The organism is Aromatoleum evansii, assembly GCF_045689615.1.
GTDB classification, from domain to species: domain Bacteria; phylum Pseudomonadota; class Gammaproteobacteria; order Burkholderiales; family Rhodocyclaceae; genus Aromatoleum; species Aromatoleum evansii.
The window spans coordinates 2,394,156-2,420,716 of record NZ_CP141259.1 but is presented as its reverse complement, the minus strand read 5'-3'; the positions used below and the strand labels follow the sequence as shown (position 1 = coordinate 2,420,716).

Annotated in this window: 28 protein-coding genes, 2 tRNA genes and 1 pseudogene; 22 read left to right on the top strand and 9 right to left on the bottom strand. The window is 66.1% G+C overall.

All coding sequences use genetic code 11. The features are described from left to right. Positions 1-44: 44 nt before the first annotated feature. Positions 45-182 (top strand): annotated as a pseudogene (locus tag U5817_RS11315) (DUF4124 domain-containing protein); the annotation flags it as partial. Between the two features lie 24 nt (positions 183-206). After that, the gene (locus tag U5817_RS11310; protein WP_246262367.1) at positions 207-512 is read left to right on the top strand and encodes a hypothetical protein; all 306 of its coding nucleotides are present in this window, start codon (positions 207-209) and stop codon (positions 510-512) included. 168 nt (positions 513-680) lie between these two features. Here the strand turns inward: U5817_RS11310 and U5817_RS11305 are convergent, their stop codons facing one another. The 4 genes from U5817_RS11305 to U5817_RS11290 form a co-directional block, all read right to left on the bottom strand. Then, positions 681-1,808 (bottom strand): ankyrin repeat domain-containing protein, encoded by a 1,128-nt coding sequence (locus U5817_RS11305; protein WP_407280819.1) that lies wholly within the window; start codon positions 1,806-1,808, stop codon positions 681-683. 177 nt (positions 1,809-1,985) lie between these two features. Continuing rightward, positions 1,986-3,383, bottom strand: coding sequence for a glutamate--tRNA ligase (gltX, locus tag U5817_RS11300; RefSeq protein ID WP_407280818.1), 1,398 nt, complete (start codon positions 3,381-3,383; stop codon positions 1,986-1,988). A gap of 140 nt (positions 3,384-3,523) precedes the next feature. Further along, positions 3,524-3,598: transfer RNA gene (locus U5817_RS11295), tRNA-Val, on the bottom strand. 27 nt (positions 3,599-3,625) lie between these two features. After that, positions 3,626-3,700 (bottom strand) — tRNA-Val (locus U5817_RS11290). A 200-nt stretch (positions 3,701-3,900) separates the two neighbouring features. On the opposite strand from U5817_RS11290, the gene U5817_RS11285 reads away from it, so the two are divergent. Continuing rightward, positions 3,901-4,410: a hypothetical protein gene (locus U5817_RS11285; RefSeq protein WP_169130841.1), complete on the top strand. Its 510-nt coding sequence runs from the start codon at positions 3,901-3,903 to the stop codon at positions 4,408-4,410. 9 nt (positions 4,411-4,419) lie between these two features. Here the strand turns inward: U5817_RS11285 and U5817_RS11280 are convergent, their stop codons facing one another. After that, on the bottom strand, positions 4,420-5,355 hold the full coding sequence (locus U5817_RS11280) for an HDOD domain-containing protein (RefSeq protein WP_169130843.1): 936 nt from the start codon (positions 5,353-5,355) through the stop codon (positions 4,420-4,422). Between the two features lie 113 nt (positions 5,356-5,468). After that, on the bottom strand, positions 5,469-7,601 hold the full coding sequence (locus U5817_RS11275) for a DUF1631 domain-containing protein (protein WP_407280816.1): 2,133 nt from the start codon (positions 7,599-7,601) through the stop codon (positions 5,469-5,471). A gap of 241 nt (positions 7,602-7,842) precedes the next feature. Here U5817_RS11275 and U5817_RS11270 point away from each other — a divergent pair, with 241 nt between their 5' ends. After that, complete coding sequence (locus U5817_RS11270; RefSeq protein ID WP_407280814.1) at positions 7,843-8,271, top strand: acyl-CoA thioesterase; 429 nt, start codon at positions 7,843-7,845, stop codon at positions 8,269-8,271. Between the two features lie 3 nt (positions 8,272-8,274). Here the strand turns inward: U5817_RS11270 and U5817_RS11265 are convergent, their stop codons facing one another. Continuing rightward, the gene (locus U5817_RS11265) at positions 8,275-9,390 is read right to left on the bottom strand and encodes a PQQ-dependent sugar dehydrogenase (RefSeq protein ID WP_407281058.1); all 1,116 of its coding nucleotides are present in this window, start codon (positions 9,388-9,390) and stop codon (positions 8,275-8,277) included. Between the two features lie 267 nt (positions 9,391-9,657). On the opposite strand from U5817_RS11265, the gene U5817_RS11260 reads away from it, so the two are divergent. From U5817_RS11260 to U5817_RS11190, 15 genes are all read left to right on the top strand, one after another. After that, complete coding sequence (locus U5817_RS11260; protein ID WP_407280812.1) at positions 9,658-10,269, top strand: hypothetical protein; 612 nt, start codon at positions 9,658-9,660, stop codon at positions 10,267-10,269. 105 nt (positions 10,270-10,374) lie between these two features. Next, entirely contained in the window at positions 10,375-10,830 is a 456-nt protein-coding gene (locus U5817_RS11255; RefSeq protein ID WP_407280811.1) for a cupin domain-containing protein, read from the top strand. A 120-nt stretch (positions 10,831-10,950) separates the two neighbouring features. Then, the gene (locus U5817_RS11250; RefSeq protein WP_407280810.1) at positions 10,951-11,727 is read left to right on the top strand and encodes a methyltransferase domain-containing protein; all 777 of its coding nucleotides are present in this window, start codon (positions 10,951-10,953) and stop codon (positions 11,725-11,727) included. 3 nt (positions 11,728-11,730) lie between these two features. Beyond that, entirely contained in the window at positions 11,731-12,384 is a 654-nt protein-coding gene (locus U5817_RS11245) for a sigma-70 family RNA polymerase sigma factor (protein WP_407280808.1), read from the top strand. After that, the gene (locus U5817_RS11240; RefSeq protein WP_169130855.1) at positions 12,377-12,616 is read left to right on the top strand and encodes an anti-sigma factor; all 240 of its coding nucleotides are present in this window, start codon (positions 12,377-12,379) and stop codon (positions 12,614-12,616) included. Before U5817_RS11245 ends, U5817_RS11240 begins: the two co-directional genes overlap by 8 nt. 23 nt (positions 12,617-12,639) lie before the next feature. Continuing rightward, positions 12,640-13,431, top strand: a complete 792-nt coding sequence (locus U5817_RS11235) for a methyltransferase domain-containing protein (RefSeq protein WP_407280806.1) — start codon at positions 12,640-12,642, stop codon at positions 13,429-13,431. Between the two features lie 110 nt (positions 13,432-13,541). After that, the gene (locus U5817_RS11230) at positions 13,542-13,940 is read left to right on the top strand and encodes a thioredoxin family protein (protein WP_169130859.1); all 399 of its coding nucleotides are present in this window, start codon (positions 13,542-13,544) and stop codon (positions 13,938-13,940) included. A gap of 47 nt (positions 13,941-13,987) precedes the next feature. After that, positions 13,988-14,200: a hypothetical protein gene (locus U5817_RS11225; protein WP_407280804.1), complete on the top strand. Its 213-nt coding sequence runs from the start codon at positions 13,988-13,990 to the stop codon at positions 14,198-14,200. Between the two features lie 128 nt (positions 14,201-14,328). Then, a complete protein-coding gene (locus tag U5817_RS11220) occupies positions 14,329-15,027 on the top strand; it encodes a GntR family transcriptional regulator (protein ID WP_169130863.1) in 699 nt (232 codons plus the stop codon). Further along, positions 15,024-16,121 (top strand): branched-chain amino acid ABC transporter substrate-binding protein, encoded by a 1,098-nt coding sequence (locus tag U5817_RS11215; protein ID WP_169130865.1) that lies wholly within the window; start codon positions 15,024-15,026, stop codon positions 16,119-16,121. Before U5817_RS11220 ends, U5817_RS11215 begins: the two co-directional genes overlap by 4 nt. A gap of 157 nt (positions 16,122-16,278) precedes the next feature. After that, positions 16,279-17,193, top strand: a complete 915-nt coding sequence (locus U5817_RS11210) for an ABC transporter permease subunit (protein ID WP_169130867.1) — start codon at positions 16,279-16,281, stop codon at positions 17,191-17,193. Continuing rightward, complete coding sequence (livM, locus tag U5817_RS11205; protein ID WP_407280802.1) at positions 17,193-18,494, top strand: high-affinity branched-chain amino acid ABC transporter permease LivM; 1,302 nt, start codon at positions 17,193-17,195, stop codon at positions 18,492-18,494. The genes U5817_RS11210 and livM overlap by 1 nt, the downstream gene beginning before the upstream one ends. Beyond that, complete coding sequence (locus tag U5817_RS11200) at positions 18,491-19,321, top strand: ABC transporter ATP-binding protein (protein WP_407280800.1); 831 nt, start codon at positions 18,491-18,493, stop codon at positions 19,319-19,321. Before livM ends, U5817_RS11200 begins: the two co-directional genes overlap by 4 nt. Continuing rightward, positions 19,321-20,031, top strand: a complete 711-nt coding sequence (locus U5817_RS11195; RefSeq protein ID WP_169130891.1) for an ABC transporter ATP-binding protein — start codon at positions 19,321-19,323, stop codon at positions 20,029-20,031. Before U5817_RS11200 ends, U5817_RS11195 begins: the two co-directional genes overlap by 1 nt. Next, positions 20,031-20,933: a DMT family transporter gene (locus U5817_RS11190; RefSeq protein ID WP_407280798.1), complete on the top strand. Its 903-nt coding sequence runs from the start codon at positions 20,031-20,033 to the stop codon at positions 20,931-20,933. Before U5817_RS11195 ends, U5817_RS11190 begins: the two co-directional genes overlap by 1 nt. A gap of 17 nt (positions 20,934-20,950) precedes the next feature. On the opposite strand, the gene U5817_RS11185 is transcribed toward U5817_RS11190, so the two are convergent. Beyond that, positions 20,951-21,595 carry a response regulator gene (locus U5817_RS11185; protein WP_407280797.1) on the bottom strand — a complete coding sequence of 215 codons (645 nt, stop codon included), beginning with the start codon at positions 21,593-21,595 and terminating at the stop codon, positions 20,951-20,953. Further along, positions 21,592-22,968, bottom strand: coding sequence for a cache domain-containing protein (locus U5817_RS11180; RefSeq protein WP_407280796.1), 1,377 nt, complete (start codon positions 22,966-22,968; stop codon positions 21,592-21,594). The genes U5817_RS11185 and U5817_RS11180 overlap by 4 nt, the downstream gene beginning before the upstream one ends. 234 nt (positions 22,969-23,202) lie before the next feature. On the opposite strand from U5817_RS11180, the gene U5817_RS11175 reads away from it, so the two are divergent. The 3 genes from U5817_RS11175 to U5817_RS11165 are packed head-to-tail and all read left to right on the top strand — an operon-like array spanning position 23,203 to position 26,535. Next, positions 23,203-25,272, top strand: a complete 2,070-nt coding sequence (locus U5817_RS11175; RefSeq protein WP_407280794.1) for a carbon starvation CstA family protein — start codon at positions 23,203-23,205, stop codon at positions 25,270-25,272. 4 nt (positions 25,273-25,276) lie between these two features. Beyond that, positions 25,277-25,471 (top strand): YbdD/YjiX family protein, encoded by a 195-nt coding sequence (locus U5817_RS11170; protein ID WP_050415382.1) that lies wholly within the window; start codon positions 25,277-25,279, stop codon positions 25,469-25,471. 23 nt (positions 25,472-25,494) lie between these two features. Beyond that, entirely contained in the window at positions 25,495-26,535 is a 1,041-nt protein-coding gene (locus U5817_RS11165; RefSeq protein WP_407280793.1) for a CobW family GTP-binding protein, read from the top strand. The last annotated feature ends 26 nt before the right edge of the window (positions 26,536-26,561 follow it).

Genomic DNA, 26,561 nt, shown 5'->3' with positions numbered 1-26,561 from the left:
AATGCATATGGCATCATGTGGAATTTCATCAATCCGCTACCGTCATGAGCCGGAGAAACCTGCACGCAATAGCCGTCGTCGCGACGGCGTTCACCCTTGTTCCCGCCGCCGGCCAGGCGCAAGTATTCAAGTGTGCATCAGCCAACGGACAAACTAGCTATCAAGCGCTCCCGTGCAATGACGAGGGGGCGCGCATCGATCTCCCGGTGCACGCCCCCACCCCACGGGAACGGGTAGCCGCGCAGGCGCGCGCACGCAAGGAGCAGGGTTTCGTCTCGGAAATCGAGTCCGCGCGGGAAACGGCGAAGCGCAGCGCGCGCGCGGAACTCAAGCGGCGCGACGACGAGCGCGAGGCACACGCCGCTCGCTGTGCGAGCTATCAGGAACGCGCCGACCGGGCTGATGCCGACGCCAGGATGCATCTGCGACGAAACCGTTACAAGCGCGACCATGAAGCGCGTGCGCGCGCCCTGCGGGACCGCTACTTCAGCGAGTGTTTCGCCGCCGACTGAGCACCGGCCGTCACCTGGCGGGGATGCCCTGCCCCGCGCTGCGCAAGCGCACTCCCTATAACAAGCGGTGCCCGAGAGGCTGCATTCGCGGACCGGCAGCGTCACCGCATTGCTGCGAACGAATCCTTCGGTCGATATTTTTGCGGCGAGGACTCGTCGCCGCCGGATCTATTTGGAGGTCCGCTCCTCGACGATGCGCCAGCTGCCTGCCACGCTGCCGAACACGACAGTTTTCCGGTCCACCGATTGCAGCGCGTCGCTGCGGTAATCCTGGCGGAATTGTGCGACGGCACGCGTTCCATCGACCTGGATCTTCACTTCCGCGAGCTTGACGTCGATGGACGACGCTCCGCCGATGCGCTCGCGCCGCACGGTGCGCCACTGCTCGAGCGGCCGGCCGTCGGCGGGACGGAAATCGGGCGCGTAGTGGCCGAAATATGCATCGATATCGCGTGCGGACCACGCCCGGGCCCAGGCCTCCAGCGCCTCGCGAACGGAAGTTTCGGCGTCCTGCGGATCGGCCGCTGCGTTCGCTCCGGAGGGAGGCTCGCCGCCTGTGCTCGCAACGGTCGCGGAAACCTGGCCCTCGACCGGCTGGTCGCCCGCGTGCGGCACGACCTTCACAGGCCCCTTGGCCTCCGCCTCGTCGAGCATGCTGCCGATCGGTTCCACGCCGACGCGCACGGGGTCGATGCCGTATGCCGTGAAATTCATCAACTCAGCAAGCGCCGTACGCCCCTTCGCGTTGCGCAGACGAGCGTCCGCGCCGGCCCTGATCAGCGCCTCGACGATTGCGACGTCAGCATCCTTGCGCGGGCGCATGGCCACGAGATGCAAGGGGGCATTGCCCGCAGCGTCTACCGCATCGGGACGCGCGCCGGCGGCCAACAGCGCATCGAGCGCCTCCCGGTCGCCACGCTGGACGGCGTGATGGAGCGCGGTGCGCCCCCGAAGCGGATTGCGCGAATCGGTAGCTGCAAGGTCCGCCCCCTCGGCAATGCGGGCGCGCAGGCGAACCGTGTCGCCGCAGGCCGCCGCGTCGATCAGGTTTCGCGGCAACGATCCCGATTGCGGGCAGGTCACACGGGCGACGGGATGAAACTCGAGCCGGAACGGTTTGACGAACGTGGCGTTGCCGGTGGTCGCAAGCGCCAGACCGTTGAATCCGAACAGGGCGATACCGGCGAACACCCCGAGTGGACGCAGGTTTGCTCGACGATGCAAGGCTTTGGGTTGCATTTTGTTACCGATAGCGGGAGGGGCGGATTCTAACAAATGCCGGAGCACCTCCTGCATGCGCGAACGGCCCGATGTGCTGCATGGCCCCGGGAAACTGCCGACATTTTGATCGTCGTCAACCGTGTCGTGCGCAGCCGCCCGGTACAGCGCAACGGGGGCGCACCTGGCGCCCCCGTTGGAGAGATGGCGGTTCGCGGGGGCAGCCGGTTCATCGGCTGCTTCCGCGGACAGGCGTCAGATGTAGCGTGCCATGCGCGCAAGCACGCGCTCGCGCCCGAGGACCTCGAGCACTGCGTCGATCGCCGGGGTCTGCGCAACGCCCAAGGTAGCCACGCGGAGCGGAATCGCCACTTGCGGCATCTTCAGGCCATGCTCGGCCATCGTGTCCTTGATTGCCTGGCTGAGTGCGGCCTTTTCCCACGCCACCGCCTCCAGGCGCGCCTTGAGCGCGGCAAGCGCGGGACGCGCCACGTCCGTCAGGTGCTGGGCCACAAGTTCGGGCGCCGGATGTAGCTCGACGCAATACAGCTCCACGGAGTCCGCCAACTCATTCAGGTTGGCGACGCGGTCCTTGTAAAGGGCGATCACCGCCTCGATGGCGGGTCCCGCCTCGGGATCGACCCCGCGACGCGCGAGACGGCGCGCGACCTCGGCCGCGAGACGTGCGTCGTCGGCCTGCTTGATGTAATGGGCGTTGAGCCAGTTGAGCTTCTCGGTGTTGAACTGCGCGGCCGAAGGCGTGATGTGGTCGAGATCGAACCACTCGACGAACTGCTCGCGCGAGAAGATCTCGTCGTCGCCGTGACTCCAGCCCAGACGACCAAGGTAATTCACGACCGCCTCGGGCAGATAGCCGTCGTCGTCGTACTGCATCACGCTCACTGCACCATGCCGCTTCGACAGCTTGGTGCCGTCGTCGCCGAGGATCATCGAAAGATGGGCGTACAGCGGCACCTCGGCACCCAGCGCGCGCAGGATATTGATCTGCCGCGGAGTGTTGTTGACATGGTCGTCGCCGCGGATGACGTGGGTGATGCCCATGTCGAGGTCATCGACAACGACGCAGAAGTTGTAGGTGGGGGTGCCGTCGGCACGGGCGATCACGAGATCGTCGAGCTCGGAGTTGGCGATCTCGATGCGCCCCTTGACGAGATCGTCCCATGCGACGACGCCGTCCGCCGGGTTGCGGAAACGCACGACCGGATTCACGCCTTCCGGCGGTGTCGGCAGCGCCTTGCCGGGCTCGGGCCGCCAGCGGCCGTCATAGCGCGGCTTCTCGCCCCGTGCGCGCTGTTCCTCGCGAATACGGTCGAGTTCCTCGGGCGAGGTGTAGCAGTAGTATGCGGTGCCGGCAGCCAGCATCTGCCGGATGACTTCCTTGTAGCGGTCCATCCGCTGCATCTGGTAGAACGGGCCTTCGTCGGCGTCTAGCCCCAGCCACGCCATGCCGTCGAGGATTGCCTGCACCGCTTCGGGGGTCGAGCGCGCCACGTCGGTGTCCTCGATGCGGAGGATGAACGTGCCGCCGTGGCGACGCGCAAAGGCCCACGAGAAGAGCGCGGTACGCGCGCCGCCGATATGGAGGTAGCCGGTGGGGCTGGGGGCGAAACGGGTGCGAACGTTGGAAGCCATCGATGAGGACTCTGGGCCGGATCTAAAGACGCGGATTCTACGCCATCGCCCCTCCTTCGCTGCGCGAAGCCGGTGACCGCGATAATCCGCACGCGAAAAGAACAAAGGCCCTGAAACCGAAGCTTCAGGGCCTTGAACTGTGGTGGGCGGTACTGGGATCGAACCAGTGACCCCTGCCGTGTGAAGGCAGTGCTCTACCGCTGAGCTAACCGCCCGGAATTCCGTGCGTCTTCGTCATCGACTGGTGGGCGGTACTGGGATCGAACCAGTGACCCCTGCCGTGTGAAGGCAGTGCTCTACCGCTGAGCTAACCGCCCAGTGTGGCGAAGAGGCGCGATTGTAGAGGGACGCGAATTCCTTCGTCAAGCATGGCGCGAGACTTTCCGCATTGCCGGCGACCGGAGCCCGGCCTGAGGCATCCCGCCACCGGCAACTCTCGCTGCATGGACAGAAGTCATGCCAGAATCGCGTTGCGCCCCTCGACGGACGTTGCACACAGAATAAACAGGAGACATTGATGGGAGTGGTATTCGCCAAGACCGAGAAAGGGCAGGAGGAGATCGCCAGCCGAAGCGGGGAACTCTCGCCCCGCGTGCGCCGAGTCCTGATTCTCGTGGATGGCCGCAGGACGGTGTCCGAGCTGCGCGATCTGGTCTCGGCCAACGATTTGACGCACACGCTCGGTACGCTGGAAGAGCTGGGCCTCATCGAGGTGAAGAAGCTCCGTGCGGCCGACGGTGCCGAGGCAGAGCCGTCTGGCCCGATGCCGTCCATCACGGCATTCCGGTCACTGCCGACGCCCCCCAATCCCAAGGAGCTGGAGATGGCGCGCAATTTCATGCTGAACACGCTGAAGACGTTCAGCAGCATCCACGCGCCGGTCTCGCTGATGACCAGCATCAACGGGGCACGAACGCATGAGGAGTTGCGCGCGCACTACCCCGCGTGGTTTCGCATGATCATGGAGAGCCGCTCCGGCCAGCGGCGTGCGGAAGACCTCCGCACCGACCTGCTGAAAGTTCTCTGAGCCGGCCGGTCAATCCACCCAGGAAGATGGCAGGGCCGTGATCGTGGGCTTGGGCAGGCGCACGAGATCGGTCCACATCGGCAGTTCGGCGAGGGCATCCATTGCGAGCTTGCGCGTCTCTTCCGGCGTGAGGTCGAGGATCGCGGCGCGCAGGTAGATCGTCGCCACCGAATCCGGATCGGGTTGCGCGGCAAGGCAGGTATCGGCGAGCTTGGTCGCCAGCTGCAGGCCGCAAGCGAGACGATAGGAACGGGAATCGGGCTCGAAGCCGCCCCCTTCTGGATCGCATTGCCAGTACACGACGTCGGCGAGCGAGGTCGGCAGCCCCCAGTCGGCCAGCAGGACCGCGGACAGTTCGTGACGATCGAAGCCGAAGGTGGCGATTTCCACCGTTTCGACCGGCTCGGCGCCGCGCGCAGCCTGCTCCAGCGTCAGGTCGTAGGTTGCCGGGGCCCCCGTGGCGAACGCAAGCGTTCCGATCTCGCTCAGCAGGCCCAGCGTGAATGCTTCCGCCGCCGGGAGGTCGCCGCGGTGGCGGGCCAGCGCTTCCATCACGGCCGCATTGAGCAGCGACGAGGTCCAGAAGGCGTTGTAGTTGAAGCGCTTCGATGTGACCTTCGGCCGGTTCGTGACCAGCGACAACGCGACTGCATGCGCACGTACGATGTTCATGCCCAGCCTGATCACTGCCTGCTGCAGGTCGAGCGAACGCTCCGTGCGGCCGAAACGTGCGGCGGACGCGGCGCGCAGGACGAAGCCCGACAATGCAGGATCGGATCGGATCACGCGCACCACGGCGTCGATGCGCACGTCGGGATCGCGCGCGAGCTCGATGAGCTGCAGCGCGGCGCCGCGCGGACTGGGCAGTTCGTCGGCAGCGAGCAGGAAGTCGCGGATGTTTCCGGTCACCTGGCGGCGGTCTCGCTGGTTGCTGGCTGAATTCATTCCCTTTACCTCTCGTGCAGCGCAGTCGGGCGAGTGTTTCCGTGATGTCGCCGGCTTGATTGCCCGCCTGCTGGATTCTGTTTGATTTCGTCCCGGTTCGGACGCTCCCGGGATCAGCCCCGCAATTCGTCGAGGACGTCGTCCACGACGCGATCCAGGAGGGGCTCCTGATCGGCGGTCGATGCTTCGCCGCTCGCGAAACGCCGCGCCAGCTCCGTCCGCGTCAGGGCAAGCGCGCGCTGCCCCTGGCGGTTGGCAAACAGGTACATGGTGCGTGCGGGACTGATCCACGTCAGGCGCACGCGCCGGACCTCGCCCGACTCGTCCCTGAGTTCCAGCCAGCTGCCACGGGTGAGCAGATCGAGCTCGAGCATTTCCGGCGTGGGCTCCTCACCGATCGGCTGCAGGCCGGGCAAGGGGCCGGACGGTCTTGCCGGCGCATTGGGCGCGGGACGAACCGGCGCCGGCGCGGGCGCGACCGGCGCCTTCAGTGCTGCCGCATGGCATTTGACGAGTTCCGAGAAGAACGCCTTCTGGCTTGCTTCCTCGATCCCCGCGCCGGTCATGCACGCCTTCAGGTTGCGCAGGATCACCGGGAGCTGCTTCACCATGCGCTGGCGCTCTTCCATGCTCTGCTTCGGAAGGACGCTCCAGACGAGCTCGTCGACTGCGGCCATCGCGCCGGCCCAACGTTCGCTCCTGACCGGAGCCGCCGTGGCGCCGACCTCGAGCGCGGCATGTCCGAGCACCCGCGTCCAGGTGTCGCGGATGAAGGCGCGCACCACTTCGGGTATGTCCTCGTTCCCGAGATGCGCGGACAGCGCGTCTTCGCCGAGCTTGCGCGCGAGGTCGATGCGCTCGCGCTCCCGCAGGCGCTCCGTCAGCGTCGCCGCGCGCGCATCCGCGTAGCGCTCCTGTTCGCCGAGATAGTTCTCGAATTCCTGCAGGCAGCCTGCGAAGACGCTCGGCTCGTCCGCGAACTGGTTCTGGATGCGGACGACGATGCCCTCGGCGATGCGGTAGAGGGAACTGTCCTCGCTGAGCGGACCGTCCCAGGTGACGCTTGCCTGCGCCAGCAGATTGATCAGCCTGCGGGCCGGATGAGTGCGATTGGAGAAGAAGCCGTGATCCATCATCGCCAGCTTCAGGACGGGGATCTGCAGGCGGCCGATCAGCCCCTTCATCGCGTCGGGAACACGCGAGTCGTCGAAGATGTAGTCGAACAGGGTGGCGACGACGTCGATGACGATGCCGTCCACCGAACTCGCCTGCTTGCTGAGACCGGCTTCGATGAGGGCGTTGATGACGTTGCCGGAAACCTGGCCATCGGACGGGAGGGCGAAACTTTGCCCGCCGAACTCCAGGTCTCCGCGCCCTTGCTGCAGGCCATCGAGCAGTTGCATCAGCTCGACCGTGCCCGCGCGCTGCCGCCAGTCGGCTCTTTCCGCTGCTGCGGCGCGGGCGGTGAAGATCTCCTTCACGACGTCGGACGGATCGGGTTCGCCGGGAAGCGTTGCGCTCTTGCGCACGGCCATGCGCTCCGACGCTTTGCCCCGTCGCGCGCGTGGCCGGACGTTGGGCATCACACGACGCGCGACAAGCAGCGAATTGACATCGTGGTAAACCGTGGACAGTTCCCCGGCCAGTCGACCGACGAGCAGTTCGAGCGCCGTGGCGCGCAGGCCGCCGGACGCCTCCTGCCCCCAGCAGATATTCTTCAGCGCTTCGCAGATTGCGGTCGGGCCGATCGGGTTGGTGGCATTGTCGATATCGCTCTCGCCCAGAATGAAGGCGACCCGCGTCTGCAGATCCTGATTTTCGGCCTCGCAGGCCCGTTCCAGCCGGGTGGCCAGGTTCTTCACTGCCAAGGTTTCGTCGATCTCGGTTTCATCGACGAGCGAAAGTTCTGGAAAGAAGCCGTTCTCGCCCTCGTAGAACGAGCCGCCGACATTCGAGGTCTTGGCGCGCTCCTGGAATTGATCCTCGAAGCCGGCGCTGAAAGCCCGGTCGATGTCGGCCCCGATACCGCGCAGAAGCGCCTGCAACTCGATCAGTTTCTGCGCTTCGTCGGCGGTTTTCGCGCCCAAGCGCCGGGCCTTGAGTTCATCGCCGAGTTCGCCGACAGCCCGGGCGAGCGCTTCGCGTACGCGCTGGCTGACGAAGTCGCGGCATTCGAGCAGCACCCCCTGATGCGGACGAAACGCATCGGGAGCTCCGGTATGGCGCGATGGTTGTAGGGTGGTCACGAGATGCTCCGCTTCGATGGCGGTACGGGACGAGGGCGATCACCGTCGCCGGGCTAAGGGCGAATCTCAAACATGATCAGTTTGACACATTTCTGGCGCCCCTTCGATGCTTCAAACGACGGTACGGCGGGGCATTCCGACGATCGGCCCGCATTGCGGCGTGAATGGCGGGCGCGTACCGGCACACCGGCGCTTTCTTTATACTTACGGCTCCGCAAGCGATCTCTTTAGCGATTTCCCCATGCCACGCATCAAAGTCGAACTACCCGAGCGTTTCATCTTCGAGACCCGGCTTCCCATCCGGGCCCAACACGTGAATCGCGCCGGCCACGTCGACAATGCGCAAATGGTGATGCTGATTTCGAATGCGCGCGAGGCGTTTTTCGTCGGCCTGGGTTACACGCATATCGAGGTGGAAGGGGTCGGGACCGTGATTACCGACGCCGCATTCCAGTACATCTCGGAGTCCTTCGAGGGCGAGACGCTGGTGTTCCGGTTCGCGGTCAACGATTTCAACAAGTACGGCGGGGATATCGTCTGCCAGGTCAGCGAGCACGACTCCGGGCGTGAGGTCGCGCGGGCGAAGCTGGGTTTCGTGTTCTTCGATTACACGACGCGCAAGGTGGCGCCCATTCCGCCGCGTTTCCTCGAGCGACTCGCTGCCGCGTGACGATCAGCCCGGATCGAGGCGGAGGATGCGCCCCGCGCTTTCGTCGAGGAGGTAGAGCTTCCCGTCGGGGCCCTGGCGAACGTCACGGATGCGACTGCCCAGCTCCGTGAGCAGGCGTTCTTCGCGGACGAATTTTTCGCCGTCCAGCTCGATCCGCACGAGAGTCTGCCCGCGCAGGGCGCCGACGAAGAGGTTGCCCTTCCACTTGGGGAAGGCGTCGCCCGTATAGAAGCTCATCCCCGAGGGCGCGATCGAAGGGATCCAGTAGCGCACCGGGGCGACGACGTCGGCCCGCTGCGTTCCCTCGCCGATGCTGAATCCGGTGACGTATTCCTTTCCGTACGTGATCACCGGCCAGCCGTAGTTGGCGCCGGCACGCACGATGTTGACCTCGTCGCCGCCCTGCGGCCCGTGTTCGTGGGCCCACAGCTTTCCGCTCACCGGGTGCAGCGCCGCACCCTGGACGTTGCGGTGGCCGTAGGACCAGATCTCCGGCAAGGCGCCGCCTTTGCCTACGAACGGATTGTCGTTGGGAATGCTGCCGTCGGGTGCGATCCGCACGATCTTGCCGAGATGGCTGCCCACGTCCTGCGCGCTGTCGCGATAGGACTGGCGGTCGCCCAGCGTGACGAAGAGTCTGCCCTCGCGGTCGAACACGAGGCGAGATCCCCAGTGATTGCGCCCGTCCGGATCTTCGCGCTGCGCGAAGACAATCTCGACGTTCTGCAGGCTCGCGCCCGCCTGGTCGAGGCGCGCGCGGGCGACCGCGGTGCGGGCGCCTTTCTGCGTCGGTTGGGCGAACGAGAGCCAGATGAGGCGGTCGCGGGCGAAATCCGGTCCGACGACGACGTCGAGCAAGCCGCCCTGCCCTGTCGCATGGACTCGCGGGACGTTCTGGATCGGCGGCGAGAGCTTGCCGTCCGGGGTCACCACGCGCAACCGGCCCGGCCTTTCGGTGACGAGCATGTTGCCGTCGGGGAGGAAGGCAAGCGACCACGGGGTGTCGAGACCGCGCGCGACCTCGGTCACACGGACCGGCCCCGCTTCGCTGCGGACCACCGTCTGTGCCGAAGCTGCAGCTGAAAGGCAGCCGACAGACGCGATCAGGGCCAGGGCCATGCGGCGTGCGATGTGCGTTGCGTAGCGGGAAGCAGCGGCGTCGGCCAGGGCCGGCGGCGTGGAGAAGCGCGTCATGAAATCTCCCGATCGATTCGATCAACCCGCAACCGCCCGACCGCGAACGCGGACCGCCGGTTGACGGACATCAATGAGACGACTGCAGCCTTGTTGAGATCCTTGCGCGATGCAGGAAGTTGCTCCACTGCGCCCGGGCGGTGAGTGCGCCGGACGGTGGTCGTCGCAAAACGCAAGGATAAGAGGTCTGAAATGAGGTTCCCGGATTTTTTTGCCGATGTGCGCCGCATCGAGCTGCACGACCCGCTCGCAGCCCTCCTGGGTGCCAGCGAGGGGGGCATCATCGAGTATGACTATGAGGATGCGGTGAAGCTCGCCGGTCATTCGTGCCCGACGGTCGCGTCGGCGTACATGGTGTGCGTGCATGCGCTGCGTGCGCTCTACCCGGACCGGTTGCCCGAGCGAGGCGGCTTGCGGGTCGAGTTCCGCGGGCGCCAGGACGAGGGCGTGACGGGCGTGATCGCAAGCGTGATCACCTTGCTGACCGGCGCGGCGCATGACGGCGGTTTCAAGGGGCTGGGCGGCCGCTTCGTGCGACGGGGCCTGCTCGACTTCGCGGCCGAGCTGCCGCTGGCGATGCGTTTCACGCGCCTCGACACCGCGACGTCCGTCGACGCGCAGGCGGATCTCTCGTCGGTTCCCGCCGATCCCGAAATGCCCGAACTGCTGGGGCGGTGCCTGCAGGCGCCGGACGATCTCGAACTGTCCGCCCGCTTCGGCCGGCTGTGGCAGGAGCGGGTGCGCAGGATCCTGATCGAGCACGGCGACGACCCCGCGGTCTTTCGCGTCGAAGCGGCGAGCTGAGACGCTCCCCGACTACCTCGCCGGCGGGCTGGAACCGTCCGGCCGGGTTCTGCGTCCTTTGGGCAAAACACAGGGAGGCCCCCAACCCCGAAGGAGCAGTCGATCATGAAAACCAACCGCACCCTGTTGACCGTGGCGGCCTTGGCTGCCGTCCAGCTGTTCGCACCCCCCCTCGCCGCCCAGGACAAGAAGATCGAAACGGCGAACCTCGACGCGGCGGTCGCCGCCAACCCGCTGCCTGCGGGCGGTCCCACGGCCAAGGTCATCTCGTCGACCCGTGCCGGCAACAGCGAGCTGCAAATCATTCGCATGAGCAAGATCCGCCTGCACCATCATGCGCAGGAAGATCACGTGGTGTATGTGGCGCGCGGCAGCGGCACCGCACGGCTGGAGAACGACGCCGGACAGATCGAAAGCCGTCCGGCCAAGCCCGGCGACATCTTCAACCTTCCGCGCAACAAGAAGCATGCCTTCGAGCGAAGCGGCGCTGAGGATCTGGTCCTCCTGGTCGTCGCGACGGCCGGATGGAAGCCGCTCGAGGACACCGTCTTTCACGAGTGAGAAGTCGCCTGCCCGCCGGGCGGGCACGGGCGCGTCACCTGCCCTTCGCGGGTGACGCGCCCCTTGCGCGGCCCCGCGCGGGCGGGGCGGCGTTCGAACACATCCGATGGAGGACCGAACATGACAGCGACGACCGTTTTCGATCCGCGGGAGCTCGAATCGCGGGTCAAGTCCATGTATTGCGCGGTTGCGGAGAATCCGCACGGCGAATTCCATTTCGAAATGGGGCGCGGACTCGCCGAGCGTCTCGGCTATCCCGCCGACGAACTCGATCGCATCCCCGTCGAGGCGATCGAATCCTTCGCCGGGGTCGGTCATCATTTCGATCTCGCCGCGCCGGTCGCCGGCGAGACCGTACTCGACCTGGGAAGCGGCTCGGGGATGGACACCTTCGTCGCCGCGCTGCGTGTCGGCCTGCAGGGACGCGTGATCGGCATCGACATGACCGATGCGCAGCGGGCGAAGGCCGAGCGCCTGCGCGACGCACATGGTTTCGGCCAGATCCGCTACCTGAAGGGCTATATTGAGGAAGTGCCCCAACCCGATGCATCGGCCGATGCGGTGATCAGCAACGGCGTGATCAACCTTTCCGCCGACAAGCCTGCGGTGTTCCGCGAGGCCGCCCGCGTGCTGAAGTCCGGCGGACGCCTTGCGATCTCCGACATCGTCGCGGAGCGGGCCTTGCCTGAGGGCATCGTGTGCAATGCAACGCTGTGGGCCGCATGCATCGGCGGCGCCGCGCAGCAGGACGAGTATCGCGAGATGATCGCTTGCGCAGGCCTGCGCATCGTGGAGATGCGCGACAACCCCGCGTATCGCTTCCTCTCGGAAAATGCGCAGGCGGCTTGCCGCAAGTACGGGGTGAAGAGCGTTTCGGTGCTGGCGACGAAGGCATGACAGATGGAACATGGGGCGTTTCAATCGTCGCTGCAGCGGAGCCGCTCCGGATGCGACCCACCTGCCCCGACGACCGAAGACCGCAGCTTCTTTGCGCTGCGCATCGGGGAACTGGCTGACCGGCTCTACGGCGTTGCGCTGCGCTTTACCCGCAACGGCGCAGCCGCCGAGGATCTCGTATCGGAGGCCGTCGTCAAGGCGTGGGCGCATCTGCCGCAGCTCGAAGACCGCGCCTGCTTCGAGAAGTGGATCTTCCGCATCCTGGCGAACACCTTCTTCAGCCAGTGCCGACACGAACGCGAAGAGCTCCTCGACGCTGACGAGGACGAGGATGGCTTTTCGCTGTTCGATCGCCTGCACCAGCCCTTCCTGCTGTGGTGGGGCAATCCCGAACAGGAATTGATCCACAAGCTGCTGTGCGAGGACCTCGACCGTGCGCTGGGGGAGCTGCCCGACTGCTATCGCGCCGTCGTCGTCTCCGTCGACCTGCTCGGCCACTCGTATGCGGAGGTCGCAGCCATGCTCGGCGTACCGGTCGGGACGGTTCGCTCGCGACTCAATCGCGCACGCTCGCGGCTGCAGCGCGCGCTGTGGCAGCAGGCGCTGGCGGCGGGGCTGGTGCAGGGCAAGTCCGCGGAGGACAACACTCATGACTGAGCAGGAACGGATGCATTGCGACGAGGTGGTCGCCAGCCTGCTGGAGTACCTCGACGGCGAGATCGACGACGCAAGAAGAGCGCTGATCGACGACCATCTGGCCGAATGCCGCGGGTGCTTCTCGCGTGCGGAGTTCGAGCGCGCGCTGCGCGATCGCATGCGCTCATTGGCGAGCGCGCCTCCGCCCGACTCCCTCAGGCGCAGGCTGAAAGCGATTATCGACGAGTTCTGAGCGGATACACGCGGGAGGAGATCATGGTCGCGATCGCCGGACTCCGGAAGGAGCAGATCTTCGAGGCCGTGCAGCAGATGTACACGGATGTCGCCAACCAGCCGCAAAGGCGCTTCCACTTCCCGACCGGACGCGCAGCCTGCCTTTTCGTCGGCTATCCGGAGAGCTGGTTGGAGCGGGTTCCGGACACCGCGCAGGAATCGTTCGCAGGCGTCGGCTTTCCTTTCGCGGCGGACGTGATTCGGCGCGGGAACCGGGTGCTCGACGTGGGCTCCGGGTCGGGGACGGATACGCTGATCGCGGCTGGACTCGTCGGCACGGACGGTCGCGTGCTGGCGCTCGACATGACGCAGGCGATGATCGACAAGCTGCGCGCGAACGCCACCCTTGCGGGCGCCGGCAACGTCGAGCCGATCGAAGGCAATGCGGAAGCCATCCCCATTCCCGATGCGTGCGTCGATGTCGTCACGAGCAACGGCGTGCTCAACCTCGTGCCCGACAAGCCCAGGGCCTTCGCGGAACTTCACCGCGTGCTCCGCCCAGGTGGGTGGGTGCAGCTTGCCGACATCGTGGTGTCGCAACCGATCGGCGAGAAGTCGCGCAGCAACCCCAGGCTGTGGGCCGAGTGCGTAGTAGGTGCAGTCATCGAGGAGGCCTATCTCGACGCCTTCCATCAAGCGGGTTTCGACGAGATCCGGATCCTGCGCCGCTTCGACTACTTCTCGGGCAGCAGCAGCGAGGACACGCGGCGGATCGCGGCCGCACTGGGCGCTCACGCCCTGGAACTCGTCTTGCGCAAGCCGCGGGCGGGCTGAGCCGGCCCCCGGCGCTGCGGACGCCGGGGCAGCAAGATGCGGGGTGGGCATGGGTGTGCCGTCGTGCCGGATGTGCTAGCCTCGGGCCGCCCGCTTACGAATCTCTTCCGATGAACGCCCTGTCGCTACCCGAACTGCTTGTCGTCTGCCTATGCGCCGAATGGTGCGGCACGTGCCGCGAATACCGCGCCGGATTCGAGGCGCTCGCGGCGCAGTGGCCGCAGGCCGGCTTCCATTGGGTGGATGTCGAGGACGATGCGGAGGTCGTGGGCGACCTCGACATCGAGAACTTCCCCACGCTGCTGATCCAGCGCGGTGACCTGGTGCTCTTCTTCGGCACCATGCTGCCGCAACATGTCTTCCTCCAGCGCACGCTGGAAACACTCACGGCCCTCGGCGATGACGAGGCGCGTGCGTATGCCTTCGCCAATGAGGAGCGGCGCTCCTGGCAGCGGGAGTGCAATCTCCGCCCTGCGCTGGCGGAGCATCTCGGGCGCAAGGCGGCCTGAGTCGGCGGAGCCCTCCTCCCCCTCCCCGCCCCTTCGGCCTCGCTTCAATGCCCGTCCAGCCCGCCGATCGCAAGCGCTGCGTTTCCTGCAAGCGTTGGGGTGGTGCGCGCAAGCCAGGCGTCAACCCGGGCGAAGTGGAATACGAAGACGACGCCCGCGGCCCGTGCAACGAGGGACCGTGGCACGGCACCCTGCGCAGCCCGCGCAATGCCTGCGGCCAATGGGTCATGTGGGCCGAACTGAAGCTTCCCGAAGACTGATCCGCCCCGCCGCGCCGCGCGCTGACGGAGGCAAATTTCCTTATTGCAGTGCAGCTTGCATTCCCTTGCGGGTGGCGGTATTTTCGCGCCTCTCCGTATAACGTATACGATCTTACACAAGACCATCCATGGCATTGCCACTCGAACAACTCGCAGTCCCGCGTGTCTTGCGTCTCTCGGCATCCGACCAGATTGCCGGTTCGCTGCGCGACGCGATTGTCGGGGGGCACCTCGCGACCGGCGTGGTGCTCCGCCAGGATGAGATCGCATCCCGCTTCCATGTCAGCAAGATTCCGGTGCGCGAGGCGCTCAAGCGGCTGGAGGCGGAGGGCCTGGTACGCTTCACGAAGAACCGTGGTGCAGTGGTGGCCGGCCTGTCGCCGGCCGAGATCCTCGAATACATGGACATCCGCGCGATGCTCGAAGCACGCGCGGCCGGGCTGGCTGCAGCCCGCATCAGCGACGAACGCCTGAACGAAGCCCGCCAGAAGCTGGCCGAATTCGGTGCGTCGCAGGACCCTGGACGCTGGGGCGAACTGAACTGGCTGTTCCACTCGACGCTGTACGCGGACGCCGACCGGCCGATCCTGCTCGTCGAGATCCGGTCGCTGTACGACAAGCTCGAACGCTACGTACGCGCCCTTCTTGCGATGACCTCGCAGACCGAAATGCCCAAGACGCAGAGCGAACACGGCGCGATCCTCGACGCGTTCGCAAGGCGCGACCCCGACGCTGCGGCGTCCCTGACGCGGGCCCATGTGCTCGAGGCGGGGGCCTCGCTCGTGCAGTACCTGAAGGACCACAGACACCACGGAGGAAACACATGAAGAAGACCCTGATTGCGACCGCCTTCCTCGCGCTCGGCGCGCAGGCCCAGCTCGCCCACGCCGACCTCGCGGTGGCGATCGCGGGCCCGATGACCGGCCAGTACGCCTCGGCCGGCGACCAGATCCGCCGCGGTGCGGAGATGGCGATCGCCGACATCAACGCCAAGGGCGGTGTGCTCGGGCAGAAGCTGAAGCTAGAAGTCGGCGACGACGCCTGCGATCCGAAGCAGGCCGTCTCGGTCGCGAACACGATGGTGAACAAGAAGATCGTGTTCATGCACGGCCACTGGTGCTCGAGCTCGACGATCCCCGCGTCGGAAGTGTATGTCGAGGCCGACATCCCGATGGCGACGGTGTCGACCAACCCGCAGGTCACCGAGCGCGGCCTGAAGAACATCTTCCGCATCATGGGTCGTGACGACCAGCAGGGCATGGTCGCCGGCGGTTACATCGCCGACAAGTTCAAGGGCAAGAAGGTCGCCGTGCTCGACGACAAGAGCGCCTACGGCAAGGGCCTGGCGGACGAGATGGCCAAGGCGATGACCGCCAAGGGCCTGAAGCCGACGCTGCGCGAGTCGATCACCGCGGGCGAGAAGGACTACTCCGGCATCGTCACCAAGCTCAAGCAGGCGGGCGTAGAAGTGCTGGCCTACGGCGGCTACCACACCGAAGTCGCGCTGATCCTGCGCCAGGCGCAGCAGGCTGGCCTGAAGCTGACCGTGATGGGCGGCGACACGATGACCAACTCGGAACTCGTCACCGCTGCCGGCGCTGCTGCCGACAACGTGATGTTCACGTTCTCGCCCGATCCGCGCAAGAACCCGGATGCGGCGCCGATCGTGAAGCGCTTCCGCGACGCCAAGGTCGAGCCCGAAGGCTACGTGATGTACGCCTACGCCGCGATGCAGCTCTTCGCCGACGCCGCGACCCAGGCCAAGAGCACCAAGTTCGCCGACCTCGAGAAGACGATGCGCGGCAACTCGTTCAAGACCGTCATCGGTGAGCTCGCCTTCGACGCCAAGGGCGACCAGAAGCAGCCCGGCTTCGTCGTGTACCAGTGGAAGGGCGGCCAGTACGACTACGCCGCCAAGTAATCCTCCGTTTCAAATGGCCGGGTAACCAGCCCGGCCTGCGCGCCGCCGGTCCAAAAGGCCGGCGGCGCACTCGCGCCGAACGGTTCCCGGCACGGGCTGCCGCCCTGCCCGTCTGCGCCGCTCGCGCGATACACGCAAAACGACAAAGGAGACTGCTGTGGCATATGCATTGCAACAGCTCATCAACGGCCTGACGCTGGGGGCCGTGTATGGCCTGATCGCGATCGGCTACACGATGGTGTACGGCATCATCGGGATGATCAACTTCGCCCACGGCGACATCTTCATGGTGAGCGCGTTCATCGCGGTCACCGCCTTCACGCTGCTCGCCGCATTCGACATCACGTCGCTGCCGCTGGCGCTCACCGCGGTGCTGATCACCGCGATCTTCTTCACCTCGGCCTACGGCTGGGCGGTCGAGCGCATGGCCTATCGGCCGCTGCGCGGCTCGACGCGGCTGGCGCCGCTGATCTCCGCGATCGGCATGTCGATCTTCCTGCAGAACATGGTGCAGCTCACGCAGGGCGCGCGCGTCAAACCGATCCCGCCGGTGCTCGAAGGCGGCATCGAGATCTGGCAATCCGGCGGGTTCACGGTGCAGATCTCGTGGACGCAGATCATGATCGTCGTCGTGACCGTCGTGCTGATGGTGGCCTTCACCTACCTCATCACGCAGACCGCGTTCGGCCGCCAGCAGCGCGCGTGCGAGCAGGACAGCACGATGACCGCACTGCTCGGGATCAACGTCGACCGCACGATCTCGGCGACCTTCATGCTCGGTGCGGCGCTGGCCGCGGTCGCCGGGGTGATGGTGACGGTGTATTACGGCGTGGTCGACTTCTTCATCGGCTTCGTCGCCGGCATCAAGGCCTTCACCGCGGCGGTGCTGGGCGGGATCGGCTCGCTGCCGGGCGCGATGCTGGGCGGGCTGATCATCGGCCTGATCGAGGCCTTCTGGGCGGCCTACCTCTCGCCCGAGTACAAGGACGTCGCGACCTTCGCGATCCTGATCCTGGTGCTGATGTTCCGCCCCAGCGGACTTCTCGGCCGTCCTGAAGTGGAGAAGGTCTGATGAGCGCCGTGATCATTGCGCGCCATGCGCGCACGCCCGCAGAACGCTTCAAGGACGCGGCCTGGGTCGCCTTCGTCGCCCTTCTTCTGGGCATTCCCATGGTCGGCCTGACGACCGTCGACGAGGGCGGCGCACTGACCGTGCAGACCCGCTTCGGCATGCTCGGCGCCTTCGTCGGCGCATCCTTTGCGGGCCGGTTCATCTTCCGCTGGATCATGGACCAGGTCCAGAATCGTCGCGCCGCGAAGCCTCCGGTGGCGAAGATCGACCGCACCCCGCAAGCGATCAAGGTGATCGGCTGGGCCGTGCTCGGCGCGTCGATCACATTGCCGATCGTCTTCTCCGAGAACCGCTACGTCATCGACACGGCGACGACGGTGCTGATCTACGTGATGCTCGGCTGGGGCCTGAACGTCGTTGTCGGCCTGGCGGGCCTGCTCGACCTCGGCTACGTCGCGTTCTACGCGGTCGGCGCCTACACCTACGCGCTGCTCTTCTCGCACTTCGGCTGGACCTTCTGGGAGGCCTTGCTGGTGGCCGGCGCGATGGCCGCCGCCTTCGGCATCCTGCTCGGCTATCCGATCCTGCGCCTGCGCGGCGACTACCTCGCGATCGTGACCCTGGGCTTCGGCGAGATCATCCGCGTGATCCTGGTGAACTGGACCGAGCTCTCGAACGGCCCCAACGGCATCGGTTCGATCCCGCGCCCGACGCTGTTCGGCCTGCCCTTCGAGCGCAACCCGGCCGAAGGCACACAGAGTTTCGCGACCTTCTTCGGGCTCGAGTTCTCGGGCATGCACCGAATCATCTTCCTGTACTACCTGATCCTGGTGCTGGCGCTGCTGACCAACGTCTTCGTGGCGCGCTTGCGCAAGCTGCCGGTCGGTCGCGCCTGGGAAGCGCTGCGCGAGGACGAGATCGCCTGCAAGGCGATGGGAATGAACGTCACCAACGTCAAGCTCTCGGCCTTCGCGATCGGCGCGATGCTGGGCGGCTTCGCAGGGGTGTTCTTCGCCGCGCGCCAGGGCTTCATCTCGCCCGAGAGCTTCACCTTCACCGAGTCGGCGACGATCCTCGCGATTGTCGTGCTGGGCGGCATGGGCAGCCAGCTCGGCGTCGTGCTCGCGGCGCTGGTGCTGGTGCTGCTGCCCGAGCTTGGACGCAACTTCTCCGAGTACCGCATGCTGCTGTTCGGTACCGCGATGGTGCTGATCATGGTGTGGAAACCGGGCGGCCTGCTCGCCTCGCGCGAACCGACGATCCGACTCAAACAGGCTGCCACCGAGGGAGGTGAGGCATGAGCGCCGCGACCCTGCTTTCCGTCGAGAGCCTGACGATGCGCTTCGGCGGCCTGACGGCGATCGACGACCTGTCGGTGTCGGTGCCGGCGGGCAAGATCACCGCGATCATCGGCCCCAACGGCGCCGGCAAGACGACCTTCTTCAACTGCCTGACCGGCTTCTACAAGCCGACCACGGGCAGCGTGCGACTCGCACATCCGAACAAAGGCGAGATGCGCCTGGAGACGATGACCGGCCACCGCGTCGCACGCGATGCGCAGGTCGTGCGCACCTTCCAGAATATCCGCCTGTTCCCGAAGATGACGGTGCTGGAGAACCTGATCGTCGCGCAGCACAACTTCCTGCAGAAGGCGTCCGGATTTTCGCTCGCGGGCATCTTCCGCCTGCCGGGCTACCGCAAGGCCGAGGCCGAGGCCTTGAAGAAGGCCGCGCACTGGCTCGAACGCCTGGGCCTGACCGACATTGCCGACGTCGCCGCAGGGGACCTGCCCTACGGCACGCAGCGACGCATCGAGATCGCGCGCGCGCTGTGCGTCGATCCGGTGCTGCTGTGCCTGGACGAGCCGGCCGCTGGCCTCAACCCGCGCGAATCGGCCGAACTCAACACGCTGCTGCTGTCGCTGTGCCGCGAGGAAGGCATCGCCATCCTGCTGATCGAGCACGATATGAGCGTCGTGATGAACGTCTCCGACCACATCTGCGTGCTGAACTACGGCCGCAAGATCGCCGAAGGCACACCGGAGGAAATCCGCAACGACCCGCAAGTCATCAAAGCCTATCTCGGCGAGGATGACGAGGACACTGCATCCGGGGAGAAAGCCGCATGATGCTGCACATGGAGGGCGTGCACGCCCATTACGGCCATATTCACGCGCTGCGCGGCGTCGATGTCACGGTGCAGGTCGGCGAGATCGTCACCCTGATCGGTGCCAACGGTGCCGGCAAGTCGACGCTGATGATGAGCCTGTTCGGCAAGCCGGGCGCGTCGTCGGGGCGCATCGTGTTCGACGGCGAGGACATCACGCGTGTGCCGAGCCACCTTATCTCGCGCCGCGGCATCGCGATCGTGCCCGAGGGCCGGCGCATCTTCCCGCGCATGACGGTGCTGGAGAACCTGCTCATGGGCACGGCCTTCGCCGACCCGGCGAACTTCAACGCCGACATCAAGCGCGTGTATGCGATGTTCCCCATCCTCGAGGAGCGTGCGTCGCAGCGCGCGGGCACCTTGTCCGGCGGCGAACAGCAGATGCTGGCGATCGGGCGCGCGCTGATGAGCCGGCCCAAGCTGCTGCTGCTCGACGAGCCCTCGCTGGGCCTCGCGCCGATCTACATCAAGCGCATCTTCCAGATCATCCGCGAGCTCAACACCGAGCACGGCATGACGGTACTGCTCGTCGAGCAGAACGCCCACCACGCACTGCGCGTCGCCCATCGCGGCTACGTGCTGCAGCACGGCGAGATCGTGCTGGCGGGGACGGGACAGGAACTGCTGGAGAGCCCGGAAGTGCGCGCGGCCTACCTCGAGGGCGGGCACTGATGAATGGCGTCGCCGCCCCGCCGCGCTGGATGCCCTTCGTCGTGCTGGGCGTCGGGCTGATGGCGGTCTCCTTCGGTTCGATCTTCGCGCGCCTCGCGCAGGCCGAGGGGGTGCCTTCGCTCGCCGTGGCGTGCTGGCGGCTGGGGCTGGCGGCGCTGGTCGTGACGCCGATTGCGCTGTGGCAATCCGGTCACGCGCTGGCGCGGCTCGACCGTCGCCAGGGCTTGCTCGCACTGGCGGCGGGGTTCTTCCTCGCGCTGCATTTCGGCACGTGGATCACCTCGCTGGAATACACCTCGGTCGCCTCCAGCACCGCCCTCGTCACCACGAACCCCTTGTGGATCGGGCTGGCGTCCTTCGTGCTGTTCGGCGAGCGCCCGAGCCGGATGATGCTGGGCGGAATCGCGCTGTCCTTCGGCGGCAGCCTGCTGATTTTCTGGAGCGACAGCCAGAACGCCGGCGCCGGCTCGAACCCGATGCTCGGCAACCTGCTCGCGCTGATCGGTTCGTGGTGCTTTTCCGCCTACCTGCTGATCGGGCGGCGGCTGCGCGCGGGGCTGCCCCTGCCTGCCTATGTGTGGCTCGCCTACGGTGTGGCCGCGCTGTTCCTCGCCGTCGTGAGCGGCGGTAGCGGCTCACCGCTCAGCGGCTTCAGCCTGAGCGCGTGGATCGTGCTCGCCGGCATGGCACTGGGCCCGCAGCTGCTCGGGCACACGGCCTACAATTGGTCGCTGCGCCATGTCTCGGCGACCTTCGTCGCGGTCGTCACGCTCGGTGAACCCGTAGTCAGCGCAGCGATGGCCTTCGTCATGTTTGGCGAGGGTTTCGCGCCGCTTCAGTTCGGCGGTTTTGCGTTGCTGCTTGCAGGTATCTATCTCGCGGCGCGCGGCGAGAAGTCCTGAGTTTCGTCCCCGCCCCGCTAGCCCCTGATCCAGCCGCGCTTCAGCGCATAGCTCGCGAGCCCCGCCGCCGTCTCGATGCCGAGCTTGCGGCGCAGATTGAGGCGGTGCGTCTCGACGGTGCGCACGCTCACGTCGAGCTTCTGCGCGATGCGCTTGTTGCTGTCGCCCTGGGCGACGAGGATCAGCACTTCACGCTCGCGTTCCGTCAGGGCCGCCGCGTCGTCCGCCTGCGTCGACAGGGCGGTGGTCAATGCGCTGCTGAAGTAGGCGCCGCCGGCGGCGACTGCCCGGATTGCCGCAATGATCTCGACCGATGGTGCGTCCTTGAGCACGTATCCGCGCGCGCCGGCACGCATCGCCGACATCACGTAGCCCTGGCTGTCGTACATGCTCAGGATCAGCACGCGCAGCTCCGGACGCCTTTGCGCGAGTGCCGTCGTCAGTTCGATGCCGTTGATGTCGGGCAGGCCGACATCGACCAGCGCGAGATCCGGACGCAGGGTTTCCGCGGCGCTCAGGGCCTGCTCGCCGTTGGCCGCCTCCCCGACGATGTCGATCTCCGGGATATCCCCCAGCCGCGCGCGCAGGCCGTCGCGGACCAACTGATGATCATCGACCAACAGCAGACGAATCCGCGCGACGGGATCGGTCGTATCGCTCATGAGAAGCTTCCTTTCTTCGCATTCGGGCACGGCAGCAGCGCACTGAGCTCGGTATGGCCGGGCACGGAACTGACCGCGAGTTTGCCGCCATGATGCTCGATGCGCTCGCGCATGTTGCGCAGGCCGATGCCGCCGCTACGCGGGTGGTCGATCCGGGACGAGTCGAAGCCACACCCGTCATCGGCGATCACGAGCCGGACGGCCCCGCCCCCCGACGCGAGCGTGAGACGGACGTGATGGGCGTCGGCGTGACGCTCGATGTTCGTCAATGCCTCCTGCGCAATGCGATACAGGGTGGTCGCGCCCGCCTCGTCGGCGAGCAGGTCGACCTTGCCGATGTCGGCATCGACGACGATGCCGGTGCGCAGGTGAAACTCGTCGAGCAGCTGTCGCAGGGCAGCGGAAAGGCCGAGGTTGTCGAGCAGCGAGGGGCGGAGGTTGTGCGAGATGCTGCGGATCTCGCCGATCGCCACCCCCAGCCCGTCCAGCCCCTTGGTGATGTGCTCCGCGACGTCGTCACGCCCGGCAAGCGCCCGCTCCCTGGCGAGTTCGAGGTGGAACTTGACCGAAACGAGCAACTGGCTGAGGCCGTCGTGCAGGTCGCGTGCGACGCGCGTGCGCTCCTCCTCGTGCGAGGTCACGATGCGCTGCGCGAGCGCCTTCAGCCGGCGGTCGGCGAGCTGGTGTTCGCTGATGTTCAGTGCCATGCCGCCGGCAAACACGATGAGCGCCGCGACGATGCCCACGACGGTGAAGCCGACGACTGTCGTCGTGATGCGCGACGACATCCGCTCGCGCAACTTGCTGCGGATGCTCTCGACATCGTCGAGGTAGATGCCGGTCCCGAGCACCCAGCCCCAGCGGTCGAGCTTGACGACATAGCCCAGCTTTGCGGTTTCCCTGCCCGTCGATGGCTTGTTCCATTTGTACTGGAGGAACCCGTCGCCGGAAACGGTCGCGGCGATCAGACGCTGGATGACGGGGAGCCCCTCGGAATCCTGCTTGTCCCAAAGGTTGCGGCCGACGAGTTCTGACTGTCGCGGATGCACGACGTTGAGGCCGGTGATGTCGTAGGCGAAGAAGTAGCCGTCGTCGCCGTAGTTCATCTCGCTGAGGATGCGCTTCGCCTCCGCCTTGGTCGCCTCGTCGTCCCGCCCCGCCGAATACAGGTGGTCGATCGAGGTCTGCGCGAGCTGGACGTAATGCTGCAACTCCGCGCGCTTTGCCGCGAGCATCGCCTCGTTCAGCACACTTTCCTGTTGCCGCTCGAGGTCGCGCGCCTGCATCGCAACGAGGATCGCAATCGCCGCCACGGCCGCGATGAGCGGCAGCACGGCCAGGACGATCACTTTGTGCTTGAGCCGCAAGCCCATTCTCCCCAGCTTTTCACCCGTTTCCCGCCCGCGATTGTAGTGCCGCGCGGCAGTCCCCCGACATGTCTGCGTAGTACTACGCAGACGCGGAAAGTAGTAGTGCGAATGGTTCGGCAGGCGCCGTTCCGCGACATTACCTGGTGATTCCCGGCACAGCTTTGCCGGGCCCCGGAACCAGATCCGGTAAGACCAGAGCCTGATTCAACGGCCTATCCGGAGAGAGGAGGAGTATAGATGGCCACGCTGTCGAGACACGCGCTGTGGGCGCTTGTCGGCATCTTCGGCGCTTTCGCGCTCGCATATATCGCACTCAATCGTGGTGAAACGATCAATGCCTTGTGGATCGTGGTCGCCGCAGTGTCCGTATACCTCATCGCGTTTCGCTATTACAGCCTGTTCATCGCGAAGCGGGTGATGTCGCTGGATCCCGAGCGCATGACCCCGGCGACGCGCCATAATGACGGTCTGGACTACGTGCCGACCAACAAGTACGTGCTGTTCGGCCATCACTTTGCCGCCATTGCCGGCGCCGGCCCGCTCGTCGGCCCCGTGCTTGCGGCGCAGATGGGCTACCTGCCGGGCATGTTGTGGATCCTGGCGGGCGTCGTGCTCGCCGGGGCGGTGCAGGACTTCATGGTGCTGTTCGTATCCACGCGCCGCGACGGTCGCTCGCTCGGCGATCTGGTGAAGTCCGAGCTCGGCCCGATTCCTGGAGTGATCGCGCTGTTCGGCACCTTCATGATCATGGTGATCATCCTCGCCGTGCTCGCGCTGATCGTCGTGAAGGCCCTGGCCGAAAGCCCGTGGGGCACCTTCACAGTCGCCGCGACCATCCCGATCGCGATCTTCATGGGCATCTACACGCGCTACATCCGCCCGGGCCGTATCGGCGAAATCTCGGTGATCGGCTTCGTGCTGCTGATCTGGGCGATCGTGGGTGGCGGCAAGGTCGCTGCCGATCCCGCGCTGGCGGCGCTATTCACCTTCTCGGGCACGCAGCTCACCTGGATGCTGATCGGCTACGGCTTCGTCGCCTCCGTGCTCCCCGTGTGGCTGCTGCTCGCGCCGCGCGACTACCTGTCGACCTTCCTCAAGATCGGCGCGATCCTCGCGCTCGCGGTCGGCATCCTGTTCGTCGCGCCCGACCTCGAGATGCCGGCAGTCACGCGCTTCATCGACGGCACCGGCCCCGCCTGGTCGGGCAGCCTGTTCCCCTTCCTCTTCATCACCATCGCCTGCGGCGCGGTATCCGGCTTCCATGCACTGATCTCTTCCGGCACCACCCCGAAGATGATCGAGAACGAGTCGCACATGCCCCTGATCGGCTATGGCGGCATGCTGATGGAATCGTTCGTGGCGATCATGGCGCTTGTTGCCGCGTCCATCATCGATCCGGGCGTATATTTCGCGATGAACAGCCCGCTCGCGGTGCTCGGGCCCACGGCCGAGAGTGCTGCACAGGTGATCTCGAACTGGGGCTTCGTGGTGACGCCGGAAACGCTCACCGGCACCGCCGCAGCGGTCGGCGAGAACACGATCATCGCACGTGCCGGCGGCGCGCCGACGCTTGCGGTGGGCATGGCGCAGATCTTCTCGAAGATGTTCGGCGGCACCGCGATGATGGGCTTCTGGTACCACTTCGCAATCCTGTTCGAGGCGCTCTTCATCCTCACCGCGGTCGATGCCGGCACGCGTGCGGGACGCTTCATGCTGCAGGACCTGCTCGGCACCTTCGTACCCGCGATGAAGCGCACCGACTCCTGGGCCGGCAACGCGATCGCAACCGCGCTGTGCGTCACGGCATGGGGCTACTTCCTCTACCAGGGCGTGGTCGATCCGTTGGGCGGCATCAATACCTTGTGGCCGCTGTTCGGCATCGCCAACCAGATGCTGGCCGCCGTTGCGCTGATCCTCTGCACGGTCGTGCTGTTCAAGATGAAGCGCGAGCGTTTCGCGTGGGTGACGGTCCTGCCGATGGTGTGGCTGCTCGCCTGCACGCTGACGGCCGGCTGGCAGAAGGTGTTTGACGCCAACCCGAAGATCGGCTTCCTCGCCCAGTCGTCGCGCTATCAGGACGCCCTCGCCCGCGGCGAACTGCTCGCACCGGCGAAGTCGCTGGACCAGATGCACCAGATCATCCTCAACAACCAGATCGATGCCGGACTGACCGCGTTCTTCATGCTCGTCGTCCTGAGCATCCTGGTGTTCGGCGCACGCACCTGCTACCAGGCCTGGTGCGTGGCGCATCCCACCACGCAGGAAGTCGGCGCACCGACCACGTCCTCCCAAGGCGCTGCGGCTTAAACCCGTGTTCAACGACCTCTCCAAGCTCGGCAAGTATCTCGGGCAGGCCGCCCGCCTGATGGTAGGCCTGCCCGACTACGACACCTACGTCGCGCACATGAAGGCGACGCACCCGGATCGGCCGGTGATGAGCTACGAGGAATTCTTCCGCGAGCGTCAGGAAGCGCGCTACGGCGGCGGCACCGGCCGCTGCTGCTGAGACACTACCAAAAGGTGCCGGACATGAGCGCCCCCAACCCCAACCCCAGCCCTCGACTCCCGATCCCCGTCACCGTCCTCACCGGCTTTCTCGGCGCCGGCAAGACGACGCTGCTGAACCGCATCCTGACGACGGCCCGCGGCCAGCGCATCGCGGTCATCGAGAACGAGTTCGGGCCGGTGAATATCGATAGCGAACTGCTGGTCCAGCAGAGCGCCGAAGTCGTCGAGATGACCAACGGCTGCCTGTGCTGCACCGTGCGCGGCGACCTGGCGAAAAACCTCCTCGATCTGAAGTCGCGACGCGATGCGGGCGAGCTTGCCTTCGACCGCATCGTCATCGAAACCACCGGCCTCGCCGATCCCGGACCGATAATCCAGACCTTCTTCGCCGACCCCGAGCTCGCCGAAGCCTATCTGCTCGACGCGGTACTCACGGTGGTCGATGCCGTACACGCCCCGCGCCAGCTCACCGAACACCCGGTGCTCCTGAAGCAGATCGGTTTCGCCGACAGCCTGCTCGTATCCAAGAGCGGAGGCGTAGCCGCCGATGCGCTCGACGCGCTGATGGACCGGCTCGCGCGCATCAACCCGCGCGCACCGATTCGCCAGCTCGTCGCCGGCGAACTCGATGTCGGCTTCCTGCTCGACATCCGCGGCTTCAACCTTAACGAAAACCTGCTCGCCGAAGACACCCCCGCCAGCCCCTGTTTCCGCGCGGCAGCGAAGAACGGCAGCCGCGTGTTTGATCGAAGCGCACACAGCGACGAGATCAGCTCGCTGCTGCTCGAACACGCCGGCGACGTCGATCTCGACCGCATTGGCACATTCGTGCAGGGGCTCCTCGACCGCCACGGCGACGACCTGCTCCGCTACAAGGGCGTGCTCGCGATTCCCGGCCAAGTGAACCGACTGGTGTTCCAAGGCGTGCACCGTCTCGCCGGCTTCGACTACGGTGTTGCGTGGAACGACGACATCCGGCGCTCGCGCATCGTCGTCATCGGCCGCCGGCTGCAGGAAGACGAATTGCGCGCCGGCTTTGCGGAGTGTGTGGTCAACGCCTAGCCACAACCGCCTTTGTGGCGGCTCGT

What these genes read in the sequence shown, in the direction of transcription:
- U5817_RS11305 (WP_407280819.1), bottom strand. Translation starts at nt 1,808, where the DNA reads ATGCAGGAGGTGCTCCGGCATTTGTTAGAATCCGCCCCTCCCGCTATC.
- gltX (WP_407280818.1), bottom strand. Translation starts at nt 3,383, where the DNA reads ATGGCTTCCAACGTTCGCACCCGTTTCGCCCCCAGCCCCACCGGCTAC.
- U5817_RS11285 (WP_169130841.1), top strand. Translation starts at nt 3,901, where the DNA reads ATGGGAGTGGTATTCGCCAAGACCGAGAAAGGGCAGGAGGAGATCGCC.
- U5817_RS11280 (WP_169130843.1), bottom strand. Translation starts at nt 5,355, where the DNA reads ATGAATTCAGCCAGCAACCAGCGAGACCGCCGCCAGGTGACCGGAAAC.
- U5817_RS11270 (WP_407280814.1), top strand. Translation starts at nt 7,843, where the DNA reads ATGCCACGCATCAAAGTCGAACTACCCGAGCGTTTCATCTTCGAGACC.
- U5817_RS11265 (WP_407281058.1), bottom strand. Translation starts at nt 9,390, where the DNA reads ATGGCCCTGGCCCTGATCGCGTCTGTCGGCTGCCTTTCAGCTGCAGCT.
- U5817_RS11260 (WP_407280812.1), top strand. Translation starts at nt 9,658, where the DNA reads ATGAGGTTCCCGGATTTTTTTGCCGATGTGCGCCGCATCGAGCTGCAC.
- U5817_RS11255 (WP_407280811.1), top strand. Translation starts at nt 10,375, where the DNA reads ATGAAAACCAACCGCACCCTGTTGACCGTGGCGGCCTTGGCTGCCGTC.
- U5817_RS11250 (WP_407280810.1), top strand. Translation starts at nt 10,951, where the DNA reads ATGACAGCGACGACCGTTTTCGATCCGCGGGAGCTCGAATCGCGGGTC.
- U5817_RS11245 (WP_407280808.1), top strand. Translation starts at nt 11,731, where the DNA reads ATGGAACATGGGGCGTTTCAATCGTCGCTGCAGCGGAGCCGCTCCGGA.
- U5817_RS11240 (WP_169130855.1), top strand. Translation starts at nt 12,377, where the DNA reads ATGACTGAGCAGGAACGGATGCATTGCGACGAGGTGGTCGCCAGCCTG.
- U5817_RS11235 (WP_407280806.1), top strand. Translation starts at nt 12,640, where the DNA reads ATGGTCGCGATCGCCGGACTCCGGAAGGAGCAGATCTTCGAGGCCGTG.
- U5817_RS11230 (WP_169130859.1), top strand. Translation starts at nt 13,542, where the DNA reads ATGAACGCCCTGTCGCTACCCGAACTGCTTGTCGTCTGCCTATGCGCC.
- U5817_RS11225 (WP_407280804.1), top strand. Translation starts at nt 13,988, where the DNA reads ATGCCCGTCCAGCCCGCCGATCGCAAGCGCTGCGTTTCCTGCAAGCGT.
- U5817_RS11220 (WP_169130863.1), top strand. Translation starts at nt 14,329, where the DNA reads ATGGCATTGCCACTCGAACAACTCGCAGTCCCGCGTGTCTTGCGTCTC.
- U5817_RS11215 (WP_169130865.1), top strand. Translation starts at nt 15,024, where the DNA reads ATGAAGAAGACCCTGATTGCGACCGCCTTCCTCGCGCTCGGCGCGCAG.
- livM (WP_407280802.1), top strand. Translation starts at nt 17,193, where the DNA reads ATGAGCGCCGTGATCATTGCGCGCCATGCGCGCACGCCCGCAGAACGC.
- U5817_RS11200 (WP_407280800.1), top strand. Translation starts at nt 18,491, where the DNA reads ATGAGCGCCGCGACCCTGCTTTCCGTCGAGAGCCTGACGATGCGCTTC.
- U5817_RS11195 (WP_169130891.1), top strand. Translation starts at nt 19,321, where the DNA reads ATGCTGCACATGGAGGGCGTGCACGCCCATTACGGCCATATTCACGCG.
- U5817_RS11190 (WP_407280798.1), top strand. Translation starts at nt 20,031, where the DNA reads ATGAATGGCGTCGCCGCCCCGCCGCGCTGGATGCCCTTCGTCGTGCTG.
- U5817_RS11185 (WP_407280797.1), bottom strand. Translation starts at nt 21,595, where the DNA reads ATGAGCGATACGACCGATCCCGTCGCGCGGATTCGTCTGCTGTTGGTC.
- U5817_RS11180 (WP_407280796.1), bottom strand. Translation starts at nt 22,968, where the DNA reads ATGGGCTTGCGGCTCAAGCACAAAGTGATCGTCCTGGCCGTGCTGCCG.
- U5817_RS11175 (WP_407280794.1), top strand. Translation starts at nt 23,203, where the DNA reads ATGGCCACGCTGTCGAGACACGCGCTGTGGGCGCTTGTCGGCATCTTC.
- U5817_RS11165 (WP_407280793.1), top strand. Translation starts at nt 25,495, where the DNA reads ATGAGCGCCCCCAACCCCAACCCCAGCCCTCGACTCCCGATCCCCGTC.